The organism is Dielma fastidiosa (genome assembly GCF_003475485.1).
GTDB lineage: Bacteria > Bacillota_I > Bacilli_A > Erysipelotrichales > Erysipelotrichaceae > Dielma > Dielma fastidiosa.
The window spans coordinates 591,169-609,822 of record NZ_QRQL01000001.1; the positions used below are offsets into that span (position 1 = coordinate 591,169).

At 42.0% G+C, this 18,654-nt stretch carries 10 protein-coding genes; 2 read left to right on the forward strand and 8 right to left on the reverse strand.

All coding sequences use genetic code 11. From position 1 onward, the window contains the following. Positions 1-9: 9 nt before the first annotated feature. The 6 genes from DWZ33_RS03110 to DWZ33_RS03135 form a co-directional block, all read right to left on the reverse strand. Positions 10-963 carry an NAD-dependent epimerase/dehydratase family protein gene (locus DWZ33_RS03110; protein WP_118453750.1) on the reverse strand — a complete coding sequence of 318 codons (954 nt, stop codon included), beginning with the start codon at positions 961-963 and terminating at the stop codon, positions 10-12. A 79-nt stretch (positions 964-1,042) separates the two neighbouring features. Then, a complete protein-coding gene (locus DWZ33_RS03115) occupies positions 1,043-3,652 on the reverse strand; it encodes a cation-translocating P-type ATPase (protein WP_118453751.1) in 2,610 nt (869 codons plus the stop codon). A 273-nt stretch (positions 3,653-3,925) separates the two neighbouring features. After that, positions 3,926-4,420: a GNAT family N-acetyltransferase gene (locus tag DWZ33_RS03120; RefSeq protein ID WP_118453752.1), complete on the reverse strand. Its 495-nt coding sequence runs from the start codon at positions 4,418-4,420 to the stop codon at positions 3,926-3,928. An 81-nt stretch (positions 4,421-4,501) separates the two neighbouring features. Further along, on the reverse strand, positions 4,502-4,762 hold the full coding sequence (locus DWZ33_RS03125; protein ID WP_060692504.1) for a metal-sensing transcriptional repressor: 261 nt from the start codon (positions 4,760-4,762) through the stop codon (positions 4,502-4,504). Then, a complete protein-coding gene (locus tag DWZ33_RS03130) occupies positions 4,762-7,281 on the reverse strand; it encodes a heavy metal translocating P-type ATPase (protein ID WP_118453753.1) in 2,520 nt (839 codons plus the stop codon). The genes DWZ33_RS03125 and DWZ33_RS03130 overlap by 1 nt, the downstream gene beginning before the upstream one ends. A 111-nt stretch (positions 7,282-7,392) precedes the next feature. Continuing rightward, positions 7,393-8,235, reverse strand: a complete 843-nt coding sequence (locus DWZ33_RS03135) for a helix-turn-helix transcriptional regulator (protein WP_034456338.1) — start codon at positions 8,233-8,235, stop codon at positions 7,393-7,395. Between the two features lie 128 nt (positions 8,236-8,363). Between DWZ33_RS03135 and DWZ33_RS03140 the strand changes: the two genes are divergently transcribed. Further along, the gene (locus DWZ33_RS03140) at positions 8,364-10,244 is read left to right on the forward strand and encodes an FAD-dependent oxidoreductase (RefSeq protein WP_022936875.1); all 1,881 of its coding nucleotides are present in this window, start codon (positions 8,364-8,366) and stop codon (positions 10,242-10,244) included. Positions 10,245-10,423: 179 nt separating this feature from the next. Next, positions 10,424-12,379, forward strand: coding sequence for a sensor domain-containing diguanylate cyclase (locus tag DWZ33_RS03145; RefSeq protein WP_118453754.1), 1,956 nt, complete (start codon positions 10,424-10,426; stop codon positions 12,377-12,379). A 68-nt stretch (positions 12,380-12,447) separates the two neighbouring features. Here the strand turns inward: DWZ33_RS03145 and DWZ33_RS03150 are convergent, their stop codons facing one another. Beyond that, positions 12,448-15,207: a hybrid sensor histidine kinase/response regulator gene (locus DWZ33_RS03150; RefSeq protein WP_244925841.1), complete on the reverse strand. Its 2,760-nt coding sequence runs from the start codon at positions 15,205-15,207 to the stop codon at positions 12,448-12,450. Between the two features lie 88 nt (positions 15,208-15,295). Further along, the gene (locus tag DWZ33_RS03155) at positions 15,296-18,574 is read right to left on the reverse strand and encodes a hybrid sensor histidine kinase/response regulator (RefSeq protein WP_118453755.1); all 3,279 of its coding nucleotides are present in this window, start codon (positions 18,572-18,574) and stop codon (positions 15,296-15,298) included. Positions 18,575-18,654 lie beyond the last annotated feature (80 nt).

The following is an 18,654-nucleotide window of genomic DNA, read 5'->3' on the forward strand; positions in this document are numbered from 1 at the left end:
TCCTTCTTATTAATGGCTGAATTGGACAGCTAATTCACGTTCAGCTTCAAGCTGATTTTCATCAATCAGCAGCAAGTCTTCATTTTCTCTAAACCATTTATAGGCTTCGCCAAGTCCCAGCATAAAATCAATTTCTTTATGAAAGAACGGCTGCAAACGGCTTACATCCAATAGGATATCCTGATCCATGAATGGGAAAAACTTGGTATTGCGGGTGTTAGAATCTACATGATAAATCATGCCCTTCTTTCCAACGATCTCCTCACAGCAGGCAATCCATTCATTAAAAGTGATAGAATGACGATTGCCGGCATTATAAATTGTAATATTCTCACAAGGCTCAGAAATACATGTCAAAACTAGATTTGCCGCGTCTTTGACATAATAAAACTGGATTCTTGTATTACCGTCATTCGGCACATAAATCGGTCGGTCATTGACCAAATGATGGAATATCAAACGTTCCCGCTGCAGATAATTATATGGTCCATATACATATGGGAAACGCAGGATAATGCATTCAATCGGTGTGTTTTCAAATTGTTCAATCAGATAATTTTCAGCTGCCAGCTTATCCAAGCCGTACTGTCCCCATTCATTAGCACCCTTAGGTGCATCCTCTTTAATAGGCAGCGTACAGGCCGCATAATCATAGACAGCCGATGAACTGATATAAATATATTTTTTTAGGTTTACCAGTTCCAATGACTGAATCACTGTCTCACATTGATACTTAGTTTTACCGCTGACATCAACCACAATGTCGAAAGCACGATCCTTTAAAGCCTCACGCATTGAAACCTCATCATTGCGGTCAGCAAGTATCTGAGAGACGCCTTCAAACAAATTTGGTTCGCTCCCCCGATTTAAAATAGTTACATCGTAGCTGTAATAAGTAAGCACATTCACAATCGCACGTCCAATAAAACGATTCCCGCCTAATACTAATATTTTAGTAGCCATGATTGATTCACTCCCGTTATAGTCATTAAAATTATAACATGAAAAAGAGTTCTGCAGAACTCTTTTTGTGAAGATTTTACTAATCCTTATGCTGGATTCTTTTGATTAATTTATAAATTTCTACAAACACGACTGTTAATGCGGAAATACCGATAGCTTCTAAGGCATGTATTGGATCAAGCGGCACCAGTTTGAAAATATCTGACAAGAACGGCACATTGATGATCAGCACCTGAAGCAGTACGCCGACCGCTGCTGCTCCCCATAGATATTTATTATTGAAAATTTGTTTGGAGAATACTGAATGATGACTCTTCACATTAAAGCTATGGAATAGCTGACAGCCGACTAAAGTGATGAAGGCCATCGTCATGCCGTATTCGTGGGATACGTTTTCTCCTAACGCATAGGAGCATAACGTCAGTACACCCACCATGATTCCCTGCCAGATAATCGTCCATAAGAAACCATGCGCAAAGAAATCCTCATCTTTTTTACGTGGTTTGCGGTTCATTACATCAGCTTCTGTCGGTTCCATGCCTAATGCGAAGGCTGGCAATGAATCTGTAATTAAGTTAACCCAAAGCAGATGGATTGGCAGCAAAGGTACACCAAAGCCGCTGGCGGGAATCAGCACTGAAATCAATGAGGCACCGAAAATGACTAATACCTCGCCAATATTGCTGGATAAAAGATACTGCACATCTTTTTTAATATTATCAAAGATACCGCGGCCTTCACGAATTGATGAAATGATCGTTGCGAAGTTATCATCAGTTAAAATCATCGCCGCAGCGCCTTTTGCGACATCTGTGCCGGTAATACCCATCGCACAGCCGATATCCGCACTCTTTAATGCCGGCGCGTCATTAACACCGTCACCCGTCATCGCTACAATATGTCCCTGTGCCTGCCATGCCTTTACGATACGCACCTTGTGTTCAGGGGCAACTCGAGCATAAACACTATATTCATCAATATGCGATTCCAATTCTTCCTGACTCATCTTATCAAGCTCAACACCCATAATAGCCTTCTGTCCTGCCGTCAATATGCCAAGGTTTTTAGCAATTGCTACAGCGGTAGTAATATGATCACCGGTAATCATAATCGTCCGCACACCGGCTTTAGCTGCCACGGCAACGGCATCTTTTACCTCAGGACGCGGCGGATCAATCATCCCGACCAAACCGATAAAGGTTAAATCATTTTCAATCAGTTCACTAGTAAGCTTTTCAGGTATCTGATCCCAAACACGGACTGCAACCGCCAGTACCCGCAGGGCATCATTAGCCATTTCATCATTGGCAGCCATTGCCTTCGTGATATCCGCATTAACACAGCGGGCTAAAGTTACATCTGGACCACCTTTGGTAATAGACAGAATCTGACCATTTAATTTATAGAATACCGTCATCATTTTACGTTCTGAATCAAAAGCAAGTTCAGCATCACGCTGATAAGTTTCAGCTAATTTTTCCTTACTGAACCCCTTCTTCAAACTGGCAGCTACCAAGGCGGTTTCCGTAGGATCACCGATTTCAATCAGCTGTCCGTTTTCTTCAATCAGTTCCGCATCTGAACATAGCGTAAAGTAGTTCAGCATATCGATTGCTTCATGATCCTCTGTTTCTTCAAATGAACGCAGACCCATCGCTGGCGTATAGGTTTTTACTACCGTCATTTTATTCTGTGTCAGGGTTCCTGTCTTATCGGAACAAACAATTGAAGTAGAGCCTAAGGTTTCAACTGCCGGCAGACGGCGCACGATTGCATTCTGTTTTACCATCTTCTGCACACTTAAAGCTAATACGATGGTCACAACCGTTGCCAAGCCTTCCGGAATCGCCGCTACCGCTAAAGCGACAGAGGTTTTAAAGGCATCTAAGGCACTCAGCCCTGACAGCATTTCCATACCGAAAACAACGATACAGATACCGATGCACATAATGCCGATCATTTTACCGATTTCATCCAATTTATTTTGAAGCGGTGTTGCTTCCTGCTTTGCCGCCAGCAGCATACCGGCAATCTTACCTACCTCATTCTGCATGCCAATCGATGTCACTATGGCTATTGCACGGCCATAGGTCACATTGCATGACTGAAATACCATATTGGTTTTATCACCCAACGCTACCTCAGTTTTATCAATGATTTCATCATTTTTCTCTACCGGCAGACTTTCACCCGTCAATGCACTTTCATCCACCTTGAGATTATGACATTCTACAATTCTTGCATCACTTGGCACACAATCCCCGGCTTCAAGCACTAACACATCACCAACGACCAGTTCTCTGGCCGGCACCACACATTTTTTACCATCACGCAGCACTTTGGCGTTAGGCGCGCTCAGCTTCTGCAAAGCCTCTAAGCTTTTCTCTGCCTTGCTTTCCTGTACCACCCCTAAGATTGCGTTAACCACAACGACAAAGACAATAATCGCACTGTCAATCCAATCACCAGGCTCAACAAGTACCGATACCAAAGCCGCAATCAGCAGAATAATGACTAAAGTATCCTTGAACTGCAGCATAAAGCGAACAAACAAAGACGCTTTTTTCGGCTGTTCAAGCTCATTAAAGCCATCCTTAGCCTGACGTTTTTTAACCTCTTCACTGCCTAATCCTATACTCGTATCAACATTTAATGCCTTCTCTAATTCCTGTTTTGTTTGATTAATCATGTTTACCTCCCAATTCGATAAAAAAGACCCTTATTCTACAACACATGAAGAATAAAGGTCTTGCTTATCCTTATCGGATCATTACATCCGGATGCGAATGCATCGGGCTTGTCGAATGTAATTATGAATTGCTTCATCAGCTACTCCCCCTTATCAGGGTATTTTTATCATGCTTGTACAATATCATTTTGACCCTTAATTGTCAATAACATTATTGTAACCAACGATTAAAAATTGAACCATTTTTGACAAAAGCATATCATTGTCTAAATTTTATAATGTTAATTCCATGATATAGTCATCCATAATAAATCCCTGACCAATATCGGTTTCAGCCTCATCAATGACTTTAAAACCTTTTTTGCGGTAGACAGCCAATGAATGCTCATTATGCTTGTTGCAAGTTAGATAAATAGCCTTCAAGCCAAGTTCCTTACAATATTCAACCGCTTGTTTAAACAATAGACTGGCATAGCCTTTACCTCTTGCCGGCGCGTCTAAATAAAGTTTGCTTAAAAATAAGCGCTCTGATTCTGGTTTTACGCCCATATAGCCAACCATCACATCTCCCTCATAAGCCAGATAATAGCGATAATGCTGTTCCTGAATCGCTTTTTTAATTGCCGGATAGCTTTGATTCATCGCTACCATATAATCAATCTGCTCCTGCGTAATAATCCCTAAAAAATAGTTATTCCATATCTTTTCTGCCAGCTTTGCCAGCGTCTGCAGCTCTTCTTCACTTTCACATAGTTTAATTGTAAGCATGCTTCCATCTCCTTTTTCAATACATTAGCACAAATCATTTTAATTATAAAGTTTTTAATTTAAAAAAAGACGGTTTCCCGTCTATTTCATTTTATCCATCAGCATTAATATCTCATTCAATTTGACATCGACATCACCCGTCAAGATTGCCTCTTTCACACAATGCTCCACATGACCCTTTAAAATCTCTCGGTTCGCTTTATTTAAAATGGCTTGGGTGGAAAGCAGCTGGGTGGAAATATCAACACAATAACGGTCATCCGCAATCATCCGCTCGATCCCATCAAGCTGGCCGCGGGCTGTTTTAATCAGCCGCAGCACACTTTCTTTATTTGCTTTCATCAGTCAATCGATACGACTTCATACCCAGCTTCTGCTACGGCTGCTTTTAAAGTCTCATCACTGACCTCATGATCCAAAGTCACAACCGCCTGCTGCTTTTCCAAATCAACCTTGGCATGAACGCCTTCAATACCATTCAGCGCTTTTTCCACGTGGTTTACACAATGCATGCACATCATACCTTCAATTTTAATCGTTTTCATTTTATTCTCTCCTTGTTGTTTATTCTCATCGGCAGGCTTTAGTTCAGCTGCCGTATGATCCGTTTTAAAGAACTTCAGTCTTAATGCGTTGCTGACAACACATACACTGCTCAGACTCATTGCCGCCGCGCCAAACATCGGATTCAGTTTTAAATTAAATGCCGTATAAAACAATCCGGCAGCTAACGGTATACCGACTGAATTATAGAAGAATGCCCAAAATAGGTTTTCTTTAATATTGCGAATTACGGCCTTGCTTAAACGCAGGGCGGTGACCGCATCGAGTAAATCAGAACGCATCAGGACAATGTCCGCACTCTCAATGGCTACATCCGTACCGGCTCCGATTGCAATCCCCACATCAGCTCTCGCTAATGCCGGCGCATCATTGATACCATCACCGATCATCGCCACCTTTTGACCTTTAGCCTGTAAATCACTGATAACCTTTTCTTTATCCTGAGGCAAGACCTCAGCGATAACCGTATTAATATTTAACTGAGAACGAATAGCTTCTGCGGTACGCTTATTATCACCGGTCAGCATAACGACATCAATACCCTGTTTTTGAAACCGCTGAATCGCTTCACGGCTCGTTGGTTTGACAACATCCGCAACCGCTAAAATTCCCAACACCTGCTTTGTATCCGCAAAAAGCAGCGGTGTTTTACCTTGATCTGCCAATTGATCCAATTGATTTAAAAGATCACTGCAGTCGATGCCTGCCTCATTCATCATCCGCTGATTGCCGGCCAAATAATGTCTGCCATTAAAATCCGCTTCGACACCCTTACCGAATACAGCTTTAAAATGTTCGACGGAGGCAGCGCTGAAGCCAGCTTTTTCACTATAAGCAACAATCGCTTCCGCTAATGGATGCTCACTTGGCTTTTCTAATGCCAGTGCCAGTTCAAGCAGTTCATTGCGGCTTGCATTGAGCGTTATAACATCTGTAACCTGAGGTTTTCCCTCAGTAATCGTACCTGTTTTGTCCATCACAACGCATTGAATCGCATGAGCGGTTTCCAAAGCTTCACCAGATTTAATCAAAATACCATTTTCCGCACCTTTGCCGGTACCGACCATGATTGCCACCGGGGTTGCCAGACCTAAGGCGCATGGGCATGAAATAACCAGTACCGAAATACCAATTGACAAAGCAAATTCAATTGACTGACCCTGTATCAGCCAATAAGCCGATGCGGCAATAGCAATGAGAATTACAACCGGCACGAAGATACCGGCAATCTTATCGGCCAGCTTAGCAATCGGCGCTTTACTTGCACTGGCATCCTCAACAAGCTGTATGATTTTGGCCAATGTCGTATCATTGCCGACACGCGTAGCTCTGAAACGAATTGAACCGCTCTTATTCATCGTCGCACCGACCACACTGTCACCGACACCTTTTTCAACCGGAATGCTCTCACCGGTAATTGCTGCTTCATCAAGCGCGGTGGAACCTTCCAAAATCACACCGTCAACCGGTACCTTAGCCCCCGGCTTAACAATCACTGTATCACCGATCACTACCTCTTCAACCGCGATTTCACGTTCCTGTCCATCCCGCCAAACTAAAGCTGTCTGCGGTGCCAGATCCATCAGCTTACTGATTGCTTCACTCGTCTTTCCCTTGGATTTAGCTTCTAAATATTTACCTAAGGTAATCAGGGTTAAGATCGTAGCCGCTGATTCAAAATAGAGATCCATATGGAAACGTTCCACAAGCGCCATATCATGAACGCCTAAACCATAACCAATGCCATAAATTGCGACAATACCGTAAATCATCGCCGCTGCCGAACCAATTGCAATTAATGAATCCATATTCGGTGCGCCATGAAATAAAGTCTTAAAGCCTACCTGATAATATTTACGATTCACATATAGAATGGGCAGACAAAGCAGAAATTGCGTAAAAGCATAAGCAATCGCATTCTCCATGCCGCTCAAGAATGATGGAATCGGCAATCCCATCATATGTCCCATAGATATATAAAATAATGGAATCAAAAAGATAAAGGAAACAATCAGCCGATAACGCATGGAATGCATTGCATCCTCAACAGCATCAACCTTGACACTTGCCTTTTTAGGCTGTGCTCCCTGATGAAGATTAGCGCCATAGCCTGCCTTTTCAACGGCAGAAATAATCGCATTTTCATCAATTTCGCCTTCTTTATACTTTACCTGCATACTGTTCGTTAACAGATTAACACTTACTTCTTCAACACCCTCAAGCTTGCTGACACACTTCTCAACACGGCTTGAACAGGCTGAACAAGTCATCCCTGTCACATCAAATTTTTCATTCATCGCAAGCCTCCTATTACCCCCTGGGGGTACGGGTACAATATAACGCAGGTTTTACCTTCTGTCAAGTCTTATGATTTACTGAACAATAATTAACTATACAAAAAAGTACCGCTAGGTACTTGTCTTTTGATGCTGTTTTCGGTATTGAGAAGGAGTGCAGTTAAAACGCTGTTTAAATCTGCGGATAAAGTAGCTTTTTTCCTTAAAGCCTATCGTTTCACAGATTTCATTGATTGGCATATCGGTTAATATCAGATAACGCAATGCCTGTTCCAACCTGATTTCAAATAATTTCTGAGTAAAGGTCATACCTGCGTGATGATGAAAATAAGCGGAGAAGTAATCTGGATTATAGGAAAAATGCGCCGCTGCACTTTTTAAATCAATTTCCGCATAATTCTCTCCGATATATTTCAGCACTTGGCCAAAAGGGTGATGGCGTACCATCGTTGATTGACTGACAACCAAATGATGTACAAAATCACGCTGCAGATTGGTCAGATACTGTACTAAACAGCAGCGCAGCAGCTTATCGGAAAAGTTATCATGAATCATGCATTGACGCAAGAGGTTCCGTGCTGATTCAGCTTGCGGACTGCGCCGTCCATAATCAAAGAATAAATAATCATGACTGTTTTCATCTAATGTCAGAAAATCATATATGATCCGGCAGTCGGCCAACTGACTCATCATGATCGTATCAAATACAGTTGCTTCCAAATGCAGCAGATAAATCTTATCCGACTTAGGCTGAATCTTAAACTGTGTCTTATTGCGCATCAGAATTGAATTACCTGCCTGCAGATGCATACGCCTGCCTTCCAGTTCTATTCTGCCATTTTCAAAGCAGATCAAAAGACTCACTGTATGAGCTGCATAAGCCTTACTTTCACAGGTGAGCAATGTATAGGGCAACGGTAAATCATTCTGCGGGTGCATCGGTTTGTTGTTCATATTGACATTGTAGGAGATAGTAATCTTTTAGTCAATCGTATTCTAAAAATAAACCACTTTTAATCTCAGATGTATAGATTATGTAAATGCCCTAATTTTGTTAATCTATTAACAAGGAGGATGGATTCATGAAAAAATCTACAAAAATGCTTTCCTGTCTATTAGTATCCTTATTGATGCTGAGCGGCTGTACACAAACACCTGCCGATAACAACAATCAATCAACGGATATTAAAGATGGTACTTACACAGCGTCAGAAAAAGGCTATGGCGGTGACGTGACAGTTACCCTCACGGTTTCTTCCGGTACAATCAGCGATGTTGCGATTGAAGGTGCCGATGAAACAAAGACGATCGGTCAGGCGGCGATGCCTGAATTAATTGAACAGGTGAAAGCCGCACAAAGTTCAGAAATTGATGGGGTCAGCGGTGCTACAATGACCAGCAACGCGGTAAAGAGCGCTGTGGATGCGGCAATGAGTGAAGCAGGCTTCACCGTTGATGCAAATACGGTTATCGGTGAAGATCAAACCTTAACCACCGATGTTGTAGTTATCGGTATGGGTGCTTCTGGATCAATGGCCGCTCTTAGTGCCGCTGAAGCCGGTGCAAATGTAATCGGCATCGAAATGACTAGTACATTGGGCGGCATGGGAAATGCTGCACAGGGAATGTTTGCCATCGGCACAACCCTTCAAGAAGAACGCTACGGCGATGATTTAGGCAGTGATGAAGAATACTGGTTTAATCATTATCTTGAATTAAGCAATTATCTTGGCAATGGACAGCTGATCCGTACCTTTGTCAGTGAAGCAAAGAATACCGTTGAATATCTGCTTGATCATGATATTAATGTCTATCTGTCTAAAACAGCACAGCAGATTGCTCACTTTGATGATACGATTATTTACCATCGCTGGGGCAATACACAGCCATTTGTTCATTTACAGGAATATCTGGATCAATACAATGTCGATATTCATTACAACACAACCGCGACCAAACTGTTGGTCAATGAAAACAATGAAGTTGTAGGCGTTGAATGCCGCAATGAAGATGGCAGCAAGCTGATTGTCAATGCTAAAAGTGTGATCGTTGCGACCGGTGGTTTTGCGGGCAATGAGGCAATGATGAAGGAAGCGCTTGGCGAGGAAATCTATGAAACTGTTTCAGTTATGGGCGGCAGCGACGGCAGCGGTTTAGAAATGATGTATGAAGTGGGTGCCGGTAAAGGTGAACTGCTTTCAATGAATCATGGTGTCGGCCCTAAATCCCAGGATGTACAGGTAGCTGATCAGCTTACATTAAATTCACCGGTACTTTGGGTAAATAATCTCGGTCAGCGGTTTATGGCTGCGTCATTATTAAAGGATACGGTTGATTATTCAAGTGCGGTTCTTGCGCAAGGCGGTTTTGCCTATACGATTGTTGATCAGAAAACCGTGGATCAATGGACGGATATGAGTCAGGCCAACACCGGTTCTTGGGTACATTATTGGGATCGTTTCGGTATTACCGATGAAAATGGTGATCCAACTATCTACCACGCGCCGGTTGACAAGGAAACCTTCCTCGCTGACTTTGAAGTGCTGACTAATACAGGTGACGGCAAGATTGTGAATACACTTGAAGAAGCGGCAGCTTTCATCGGCTGTGATGCTGAAACCTTAAAAGCAACAGTTGCTGCTTATAACCAAGCCGTCAATGATAAATATGATCCTGAATTCTACACCGATGAGGATTCGCTGATCTGGACTTGTGAAACTGGACCTTATTATATTACTAAAGGCTACAACGCGGTACTCGGATCTTTAGGCGGTGTCGATGTTACCAATGAAATGCAGGTTGTTACCGAACATAATGAGATCATTAAGGGCTTATATTCTACCGGTAATAATGTCAGCGGCTTATCTGTAGCTGCTTATGTTAATGTCGAAGGAACCGGTTTAGGTTTCGCATTAACCTCTGGCCGACTGGCTGGCGCCAGCGCTGCCGAATACGCTAAATAAGCATCAGCAGACAGAAAGAGCTTTTAGGCGATTGCCTTAAAGCTCTTTTTATAAATAATTAACTTTTAATTATTCTATTTGATTTTCTTTAAAATGATTAACCGGCTACCTTTTAAACATTGTTAATGTTATAATATATAAAATAACTATGTTGAAGCTTCACATGAGGTACTGCTATTATGAAAAGTAAACTATCAAAAATAGGAGAATTAACCATCCCCATAATATTATGCTTAGCCTTAATTTTTACCGCTCTGCTTTCTATTACTTCCATTGATAACCTGCAGGGCAATGCCAGAGTCATCAATTATATCGGCATCGTCCGCGGCGCTACCCAAAGATTAATAAAAAAAGAATTGAATCATGAGCCTGATGACGCCCTGATTGAACGATTGGATAATATTCTGTATGGGCTGGCAAACGGCAGTGATGAATTTGATCTGATTAAGCTTGAGGATCAAACCTTTCAAGCCCAGCTGACAGAAATGGAAAGCAGCTGGTCAATCATCAAGGATGAAATATATAAAGTCCGCACCGGTTCATCGAATGAAGCTTTATATGCCTTAAGTGAAGATTATTTCGTTTTAGCAGATAATACTGTACGCTCTGCCGAGGAATATACGGAACAAAGTGTTCAAATTGCCAGAAATCATTTAATCATCTTGAATTCCGTATTTATTATTTTGGCTGGCGGCTGTACGGTATTTACTTATTATCAGGAAAAACGCAGAGAAATGCTGATTCGGATAGAAAATGAAAACAAGCGGAAAAGCGAGCAGCTTACAAGACAGCAGCGTGAATTGCTGGCACCGATGAATGAAATATCTGAATTGATGTATGTGTCAGATATTGATACATATGATTTATTATTTGTGAATGATGCCGGTAAAAGAATCTTTAATATCAGTGATGATTTAAGTAATTTAAAATGCTATAAAGTGATTCAGGGTTTTGATTCACCTTGTGAATTCTGTACTAATTCACGGTTAAAAACCGATGAGACTTATTCATGGGAATATACCAATCCCCTTCTGCAAAAGCATTATTTATTGAAGGATCGGCTGATTGAATGGGAAGGTAAAACAGCACGGATGGAAATTGCCTTTGATATAACCGCGACCAACAATGAAAAGAATGAATTGAAGCAGCGTCTGGAAAGAGATAATGTTTTAGTTGACTGTATTCGTGAACTTTACCATAATCATGAAATCACCGATGCGTTAACAACGGTACTTGCTCATATCGGTCAGTTGTTCTCCGCCGAACGTGCTTATATTTTTATATTTCATGACCCTTATTTTTCTAATATTGCCGAATGGTGCAATACCGGCATTGAGCCGCAGATTGAGCATCTTCAAAACGTTGTGATGGATGACTATCGGCCTTGGCTTGAGCTGCTTGAAAAGGATAAGAATATTATTTATGATGATATTGAGATTTTGAAAGATGAAATGCCTGCCGGTTATGAGCTTTTGAGTCAGCAGGATATCAAAAACATTGTTTGGGTACCTTTAGAAAAGGATAATGGATTAAGCGGCTGTATCGGCTTAGATAATCTGGCTTATGGCATGTCGGATATTGTCATTCCTTTCCTGCAGACCATTCAGTATTTTATTACATTGGCGATGGAAAGAAATGAAAACGAAAAAACATTATATGAGATGAGCTATCTTGATGAATTGACAACCTTTTATAACCGCAATCGCTACATTCAAAATATTACTGAATTAGAAGATTTACAAGGCAGTGTCGGTGTTGTTTATTTAGATATGAATGGCTTAAAAGGGATCAACGATTCCTTGGGCCATGCGGCAGGTGATCTGGCATTAAAGGCTTGCGCTGAGATTATCAAAAATAGTTCTGACTCTGAGAAGCTGTACCGCATCGGCGGTGATGAGTTTGTCATCATTTATACCGAAACGAATGAAGAAGCCTTTTATGACAATGTAGAACGGCTGAAAAACAACTTCAAACAGAGCGCGTATCAGATTGCCATCGGTTATAAATGGGAAGCTGAATGCTCTAACATTCAAAACGTAATCAAGGAAGCGGATGAGCTGATGTATGCGGATAAGATGCGGTTTTATCAAAAGCATCAGACTCGCCGTTACCGTCATGAGGAAACTGAGGTATAAATTTATCGATCACCCTAAATGATTTAGGGTGATTTTTATATCCAGATGAAAACAAATAAAGGATCGCCTTAAACGATCCATTTTTGTAATGTTTTGATCAGTATTTCTACATCGATTGGCTTAGCGATATGACCATTCATACCAGCATTCTGCGCCTTGACAATATCGGTAATAAAAGCATTGGCTGTCAGTGCGAAGATGGGGATTGTATTTGCATCTTCTCGCTTAAATGCACGAATTGCTTCAGTCGCTTCATAACCATTCATAACCGGCATCTGAATATCCATCAAAATGGCGTCATACTTACCGACTGTGGATTGTTTAAACATTTCAACAGCTTCTTTACCATTAACTGCAGTTTCTACACAAAGACCCTGCATATTTAAAATTTCCATCGCGATTTCCCGATTCAATTGATTATCCTCTACAAGCAGGATTCGTTTACCCTGCAGATCCGTGTGCTTCTCTTCAATAAACGCATTAGCTGTTTTATGCTTGCTGCTCATGCAGTAAAGCTTTAATATATGCAGCAGCTTTGACTTAAACAGCGGCTTAGTGATGAACGCATCAGCACCTGCTTTGATGAATACTTCTTCCGCGCCGGAAAAATCATAGGCAGACATGATAATAACCGCTACTTTATTACCGGCCTTTAAGCGTATTTGTTTTAATGTTTCAAGGCCGTCCATATCCGGCATTTTCCAATCCAGCAATACGGCAAATACCGGCTTATGGCTAAAGCTAATCCGATCTAATTCTGCCAGCGCCGCCGTTCCGGATAAGGCACTTCTCGTTTGCATCCCAAGCTCTTCAAGCAGCAATGCCGCGCTCTCACAGACGGTTCGATCATCGTCTACAATTAACACGGTTTGATTGATCAATTCATTTGCCTGTTCCTGCGCATCATGACATACCTGCAGCGGCAAAGATACGGTAAATTGACTGCCCTTGCCTAATTCACTTTTAACTTCAATCGTTCCATTCATCATATGGATAATATTTTCAGTAATTGTCATGCCAAGTCCAGTACCCTGTGTTTTAGAAATGCGGGTATCTTCAGCTCTTGAAAATGGTTCAAAGATATGCGGAATAAAATCCGCGGACATCCCGATACCATTGTCAGAAATCACAAATTCATAGCGTTCACGACCATCAATCATGGATTCATGTTCCTCAATCGCTAAGCGGATCGTGCCGCCCTCTTGGGTGTATTTTATCGCGTTAGAGAGTAAATTCATTAAGATCTGCTGAAGACGATCACCGTCAGCGACTACATTCTCATGAAGCAGATGACCGACCGTTATCTGAAAATCGAGATTCTTCTGCACCAATAAAGGCTTGCACATATCGGTTACATTCTGCAGAAGCTCCGGCAGCTTAATATTTTCCAGCATCAGATCAATCTTGCCGCTTTCAATTTTAGACATATCGAGAACTTCATTAATCAGATTCAGCAGATGCCGGCTGGATACATCAATTTTATTCAGACAGTCCGCAACCCGCTGCGGCTGATTGAGATTTGCCTGTGCAATTACCGTCATGCCGACGATAGCATTCATCGGCGTGCGGATATCATGCGACATTGATGAAAGGAAATTAGTTTTAGCCTCATTGGCAACCTTGGCTGTATTATAAGCATCTTCTAAAGCCTTTCGCTGCCGTTCCTGCTCAAGATGCTCTTCAGTAATATCAATCCCTACACTGTAGATTGACGGAATTCGATCCCAACTATCCTCACCGCTGATGTAGCATAAGGTCATTGTCAGCATTCGTTCTTCTTTCGAACGAGTGATAATGCGAGTCTGCAGCACCGCGTTTTGACCAGTCTTATTTAATGCTTTAGCACTCTTGTAAACCCGATCCATATCCTCTGGATGAATGTATGAGCATTTGGAATCCAGCTCAGTTTTAAATTGTTCGCCCGTATAGCCGATCAGCTTAAGCAATTCATCGCTGTACCATAAAACCGTATCATAATCTCTGGCATCAATACGCAGCAAACCGCCGGGAATCGTTTTGATGATTGCCTCCCGTTCCTGATCTTTTTTTGCCAGCTTATATTCTGTACTCAGCATATCATGAGACAGCTCAATCCGCGCGCGGCGGCCTTCCCATTCAAGCATGCGGTCTTTAATCATAAACGTTCTGTCCAGCGATGGATTATAGAATTCCCAAGCATAGGTTTCATCTTTTTTTAAAAGATGATTCGTACAAAATGGACAAGGTGCGCTTCGTCCCTGAATCGCCTCATAGCATTTTTTACCAATCAGCTTTTCTTTTGGCCGATTCAGTGTTTCACATGATTTCTCATTAACGTATAAAAGCTCGTAATTATCCATATCGCTGATATACACATTGCCCGCATATTCTGACATCAGCCATTCAATCTGTCCGATACGCGTCATTATCTCCGCATCGGATGCTGCCTGCTTATGACAAAGAATATTCATATCATGAAAAACTGCCGACAGCACTGTTTTGCCGTTGACAGTCTGATTAGTGACGGTCATATCCACCTGCTGCCAGTCAGTCAGCCCCTTAATTTTCAGACTCAAAAGCTCACTGCATTGACTCTGTTCACCTGAAAGCTGAAGCAGTGAATGCATCAGTTTATCATATGCCTCTTCAGTCAGCAGCTGCTTTAGCTTAACCGCATCCGATGTAAGCTGCCAAAGCTTTTTCAGCCGCTGATTAGCCGCAAGCAGAGGCAGTCCATCATCCAGCAGCAGATAGCAGGCGGCCAGTCCCATTTCATCCATCAGCGTCAGCCTTGCCGCGGCCCAATCCTCTGGTACTTGCGCCCGCTGTATATTCTCTGTCTGATTCATGGCAGTATCTCCTTTAAAACATGATTCCTATGAAACTATTATAGTCTCGAGTGCACATGTTAGCAATAATAAATACCAATTGTGATAATTATTCTTTTATCTTTATTTCCTGTAAATTACTTAATGCCTGATATAATTCATCAACATGAACCGGCTTTACTAAATAGCCGTTCATTCCCGCTTTTCTGGCTTTTGCCTTATCTTCTTCAAAGGCATCGGCACTCATCGCCAGAATAGCCACCTTACCGCGCTCACCAGGTAAGGCTCGAATCTTGCGGGCTGCTGTCAAACCATCCATAACCGGCATACGGATATCCATCAGTACCGCATAATAAGTTCCTTCAGGATGATTTTGTACCATCGCTGCCGCCTCAGCACCATTCACCGCTGGTTCAACAACCATTCCCTGCATCTCAAGCAGTGTTTTAGCAATTTCCATATTCAGCTCATTATCTTCAGCCAGTAAGATGCGCTTACCTTTCAGATTATATTCAGGCTTTGGCTCAGATTGCGCTTCATGATGAATAAACATACTGCCCAAAGCAGAGCAGATTGATGAAGTAAACAATGGTTTCGTAATAAAACCATTTGCCCCTGCTGCGATTGCCTCATTTTGAATGCTGCTCCAGTCATATGCGGATATAATAATAATCATCGTATCCGGCCCGACAAGCTGACGAATTCGGCGGGTAGTTTCTAAGCCATCCATATCCGGCATCTTCCAGTCAATCATCGCTACATCATATAATTCATGCTTATCCATTCGATCACGCACTGATGCGACAGCCTTGATTCCTGAATCAACCCACTCACAATCAGCGCCGATATCTTTTAGAATGGCGGTAACCTGTTCCCCTACAATTTCATCATCATCAACAATTAAAATACTCAAATCCTTTAAAAGCTCACGCTGACGGCGTATTTCTTCCTGTTTATGATCAACGTGAACCAGCTTCAGCGGCAGCTGAACGATAAACTCAGTTCCGACTCCCTGCTCACTTTCAACACTGATACTGCCGCCCATAAGTTTAACAAGATTATGCACGATTGACAGACCAAGACCGCTGCCTGCCTTATTGCGGGCATTATCACTGCGCTCCTGTTCAAATGGCTGAAACAGCTTCTGTTTAAATGATTCTGAAATACCGATACCATTATCCTTTACTGAGAATTTTAAATGCGCGTAGCCATTGCTTGTATACTCATTGCTGATAGTAACAGTAATCTTACCCTTTTCAGATGTGAACTTTAATGCATTGCTTAAAAGATTCATGAGAATCTGACGCAGATGCAGCGCATCCCCCTGATACTCATCTGCTAACGGCTCAAGTATCCGCATCTCATATTGTATTTCTTTCTCAGAGGTCTGCGGTACCAAGATACTGTTAATTTCCTGGAGAACATCCTGCAAGCTGAATTCATCCTCATTAATCTGCATCTTTCCTTGTTCAATCTTCGACATATCAAGGATATCATTAATCAAAGCCAGTAAATATCGGCTTGAAGTATCAATTTTATCAAAACAGTGCAAGGTAGTTTCAACATCTCCCTGCTTCATCTTACCAATTGTCGCCATGCCGATGATCGCATTCATCGGTGTACGGATATCATGACTCATACGCGACAGGAAATCACTTTTTGCTTCATTGGCGGCATTAGCTCTCTGCAGGGCGTCGCGAAGCAGCTGTTCCTGTCTGGCCTGCTCACTCTTCTGTTCATCCAAGCCTTTAACCAATAGGATCGCCAGCTGTGATTCCGCATAAGGATCTTCAACATGAATCACATGCGCTGACTGCCAATGATAGCTGCCGCTGACATCCTGCTGAAGCAGTTCCATATAGATTTCTTTTTCACCCTTCGCAAAACGTTCAGCCATAGCTTCCCGGCGGAAATTCTTTACATAATCCTGCTGATAATCCGGATGCACACGTTTAAAATAATCGTTAAACAGCTGATGATAACTGCCGGTTTCTGACAATCCAGCCTCTAATTCATTATGCAGCAAGGAATAGCTGTCTTCACTTAGATTCAAATTATAAATCAGCGGATACGCGGTATCGATAGCCGCTCTTAATGATTCTGTTTCAACCCGCCGGCTCTTTTCTATTTCAAGACGCATTTTCTTTTCATTTGTAATATCTGTATAAATAGCCTGAATTACATCTTTTCCATCCATATTGATCAAACGCTTCATCAATACGGAGATCCACAGCTCACTGCCATCTCGCCGATATGTCAGCCGTTCATAAGCAGTCTCATCACCCAGCTTCATATTATTTAATGTATTAACGATTGCGTCATAGTCCTTGGCAAGAACAAACTGAAGCGGACTTTTAATTTCTCTATGGAAGCTTTCTTCATCATAGCCGTAAATTTCCCATCCCTGACGGTTGCTCATCAGCAGCTGATGCTTCGCATCGACACTAAACTGAATGATTCCGCAAGGCAATGTGTTAAACAATTCCATCATGAAGGCCGCTTGACGCTTAACATCACGATCTGCCTTAGCATATAATAACTCGCGTTCTTTGCGCTCGGTAATATCACTGACAAAACAATAGGCTTCGTCAACACCCTGATCATTTTTAATAATTTTACCAATATTTAAAATCCAGATCAGCTGGCCATCAGCTCTTCTAAACCGATATTCACACATGAAATTGCGCTGTTCCTGAATTGATTTCATTAATTCATTATGAATCTTTTCTAAATCCTGTTCGTGAATCAAAGAAACTGTATTCCCGAGGGTAGCTTCCATAAATTCGGCTTCATTCGCAAAGCCTATCAGCTCACAGCCTTGCGGAGAAATCCATTTTGTAGTCAAATATTCATCCATCGCGCAAATAGTCGTACCGCCCGGCAATTGAGAAAGCATCAGTTCAATCTGATTATCACGGGCTTTTAATTCATCCTGCAGTTCTTTATAACGAGCTTTCCCATATTGAAGCGGGAATAAGCGTTCATCCTCCATCGCGTCATAAGCGATTGAATGATGCATATGCTTAATCCTAAAGCGGTCAGACGCCTTATGCAGAACAAGGGTGATTCGCTGAAATTCATGGATGCTGACTTCATTATCCGCTCTGGTATCCATATAGCTAGACCCTTGACATACCGCATCATCCTCACCCAGCAGCACAACATCGTAATGCTCCTGGCTAAGAATGCATGGCTGAAGATCATCCTTACCGTCAATAAACTGCTTGGCAACCGCGGCTTTACCAACCGCTGACTGCGCGCGTCCTGAACCAAACCAAATAATATCCTCATCCATTGCATTGATTAACGGTTCGATATTATTATCCTGAAAAAAGGTACGCAGGATATGAGCTGTAAATTCACTTACTTCTTCCTTGTTTTTAATCATTTTCTTACCTCCTGCAATGAAATGATTTTTCTTCACAATCTATGGGATATCGACCGATACGGATGCCTAAAAAACAGTAT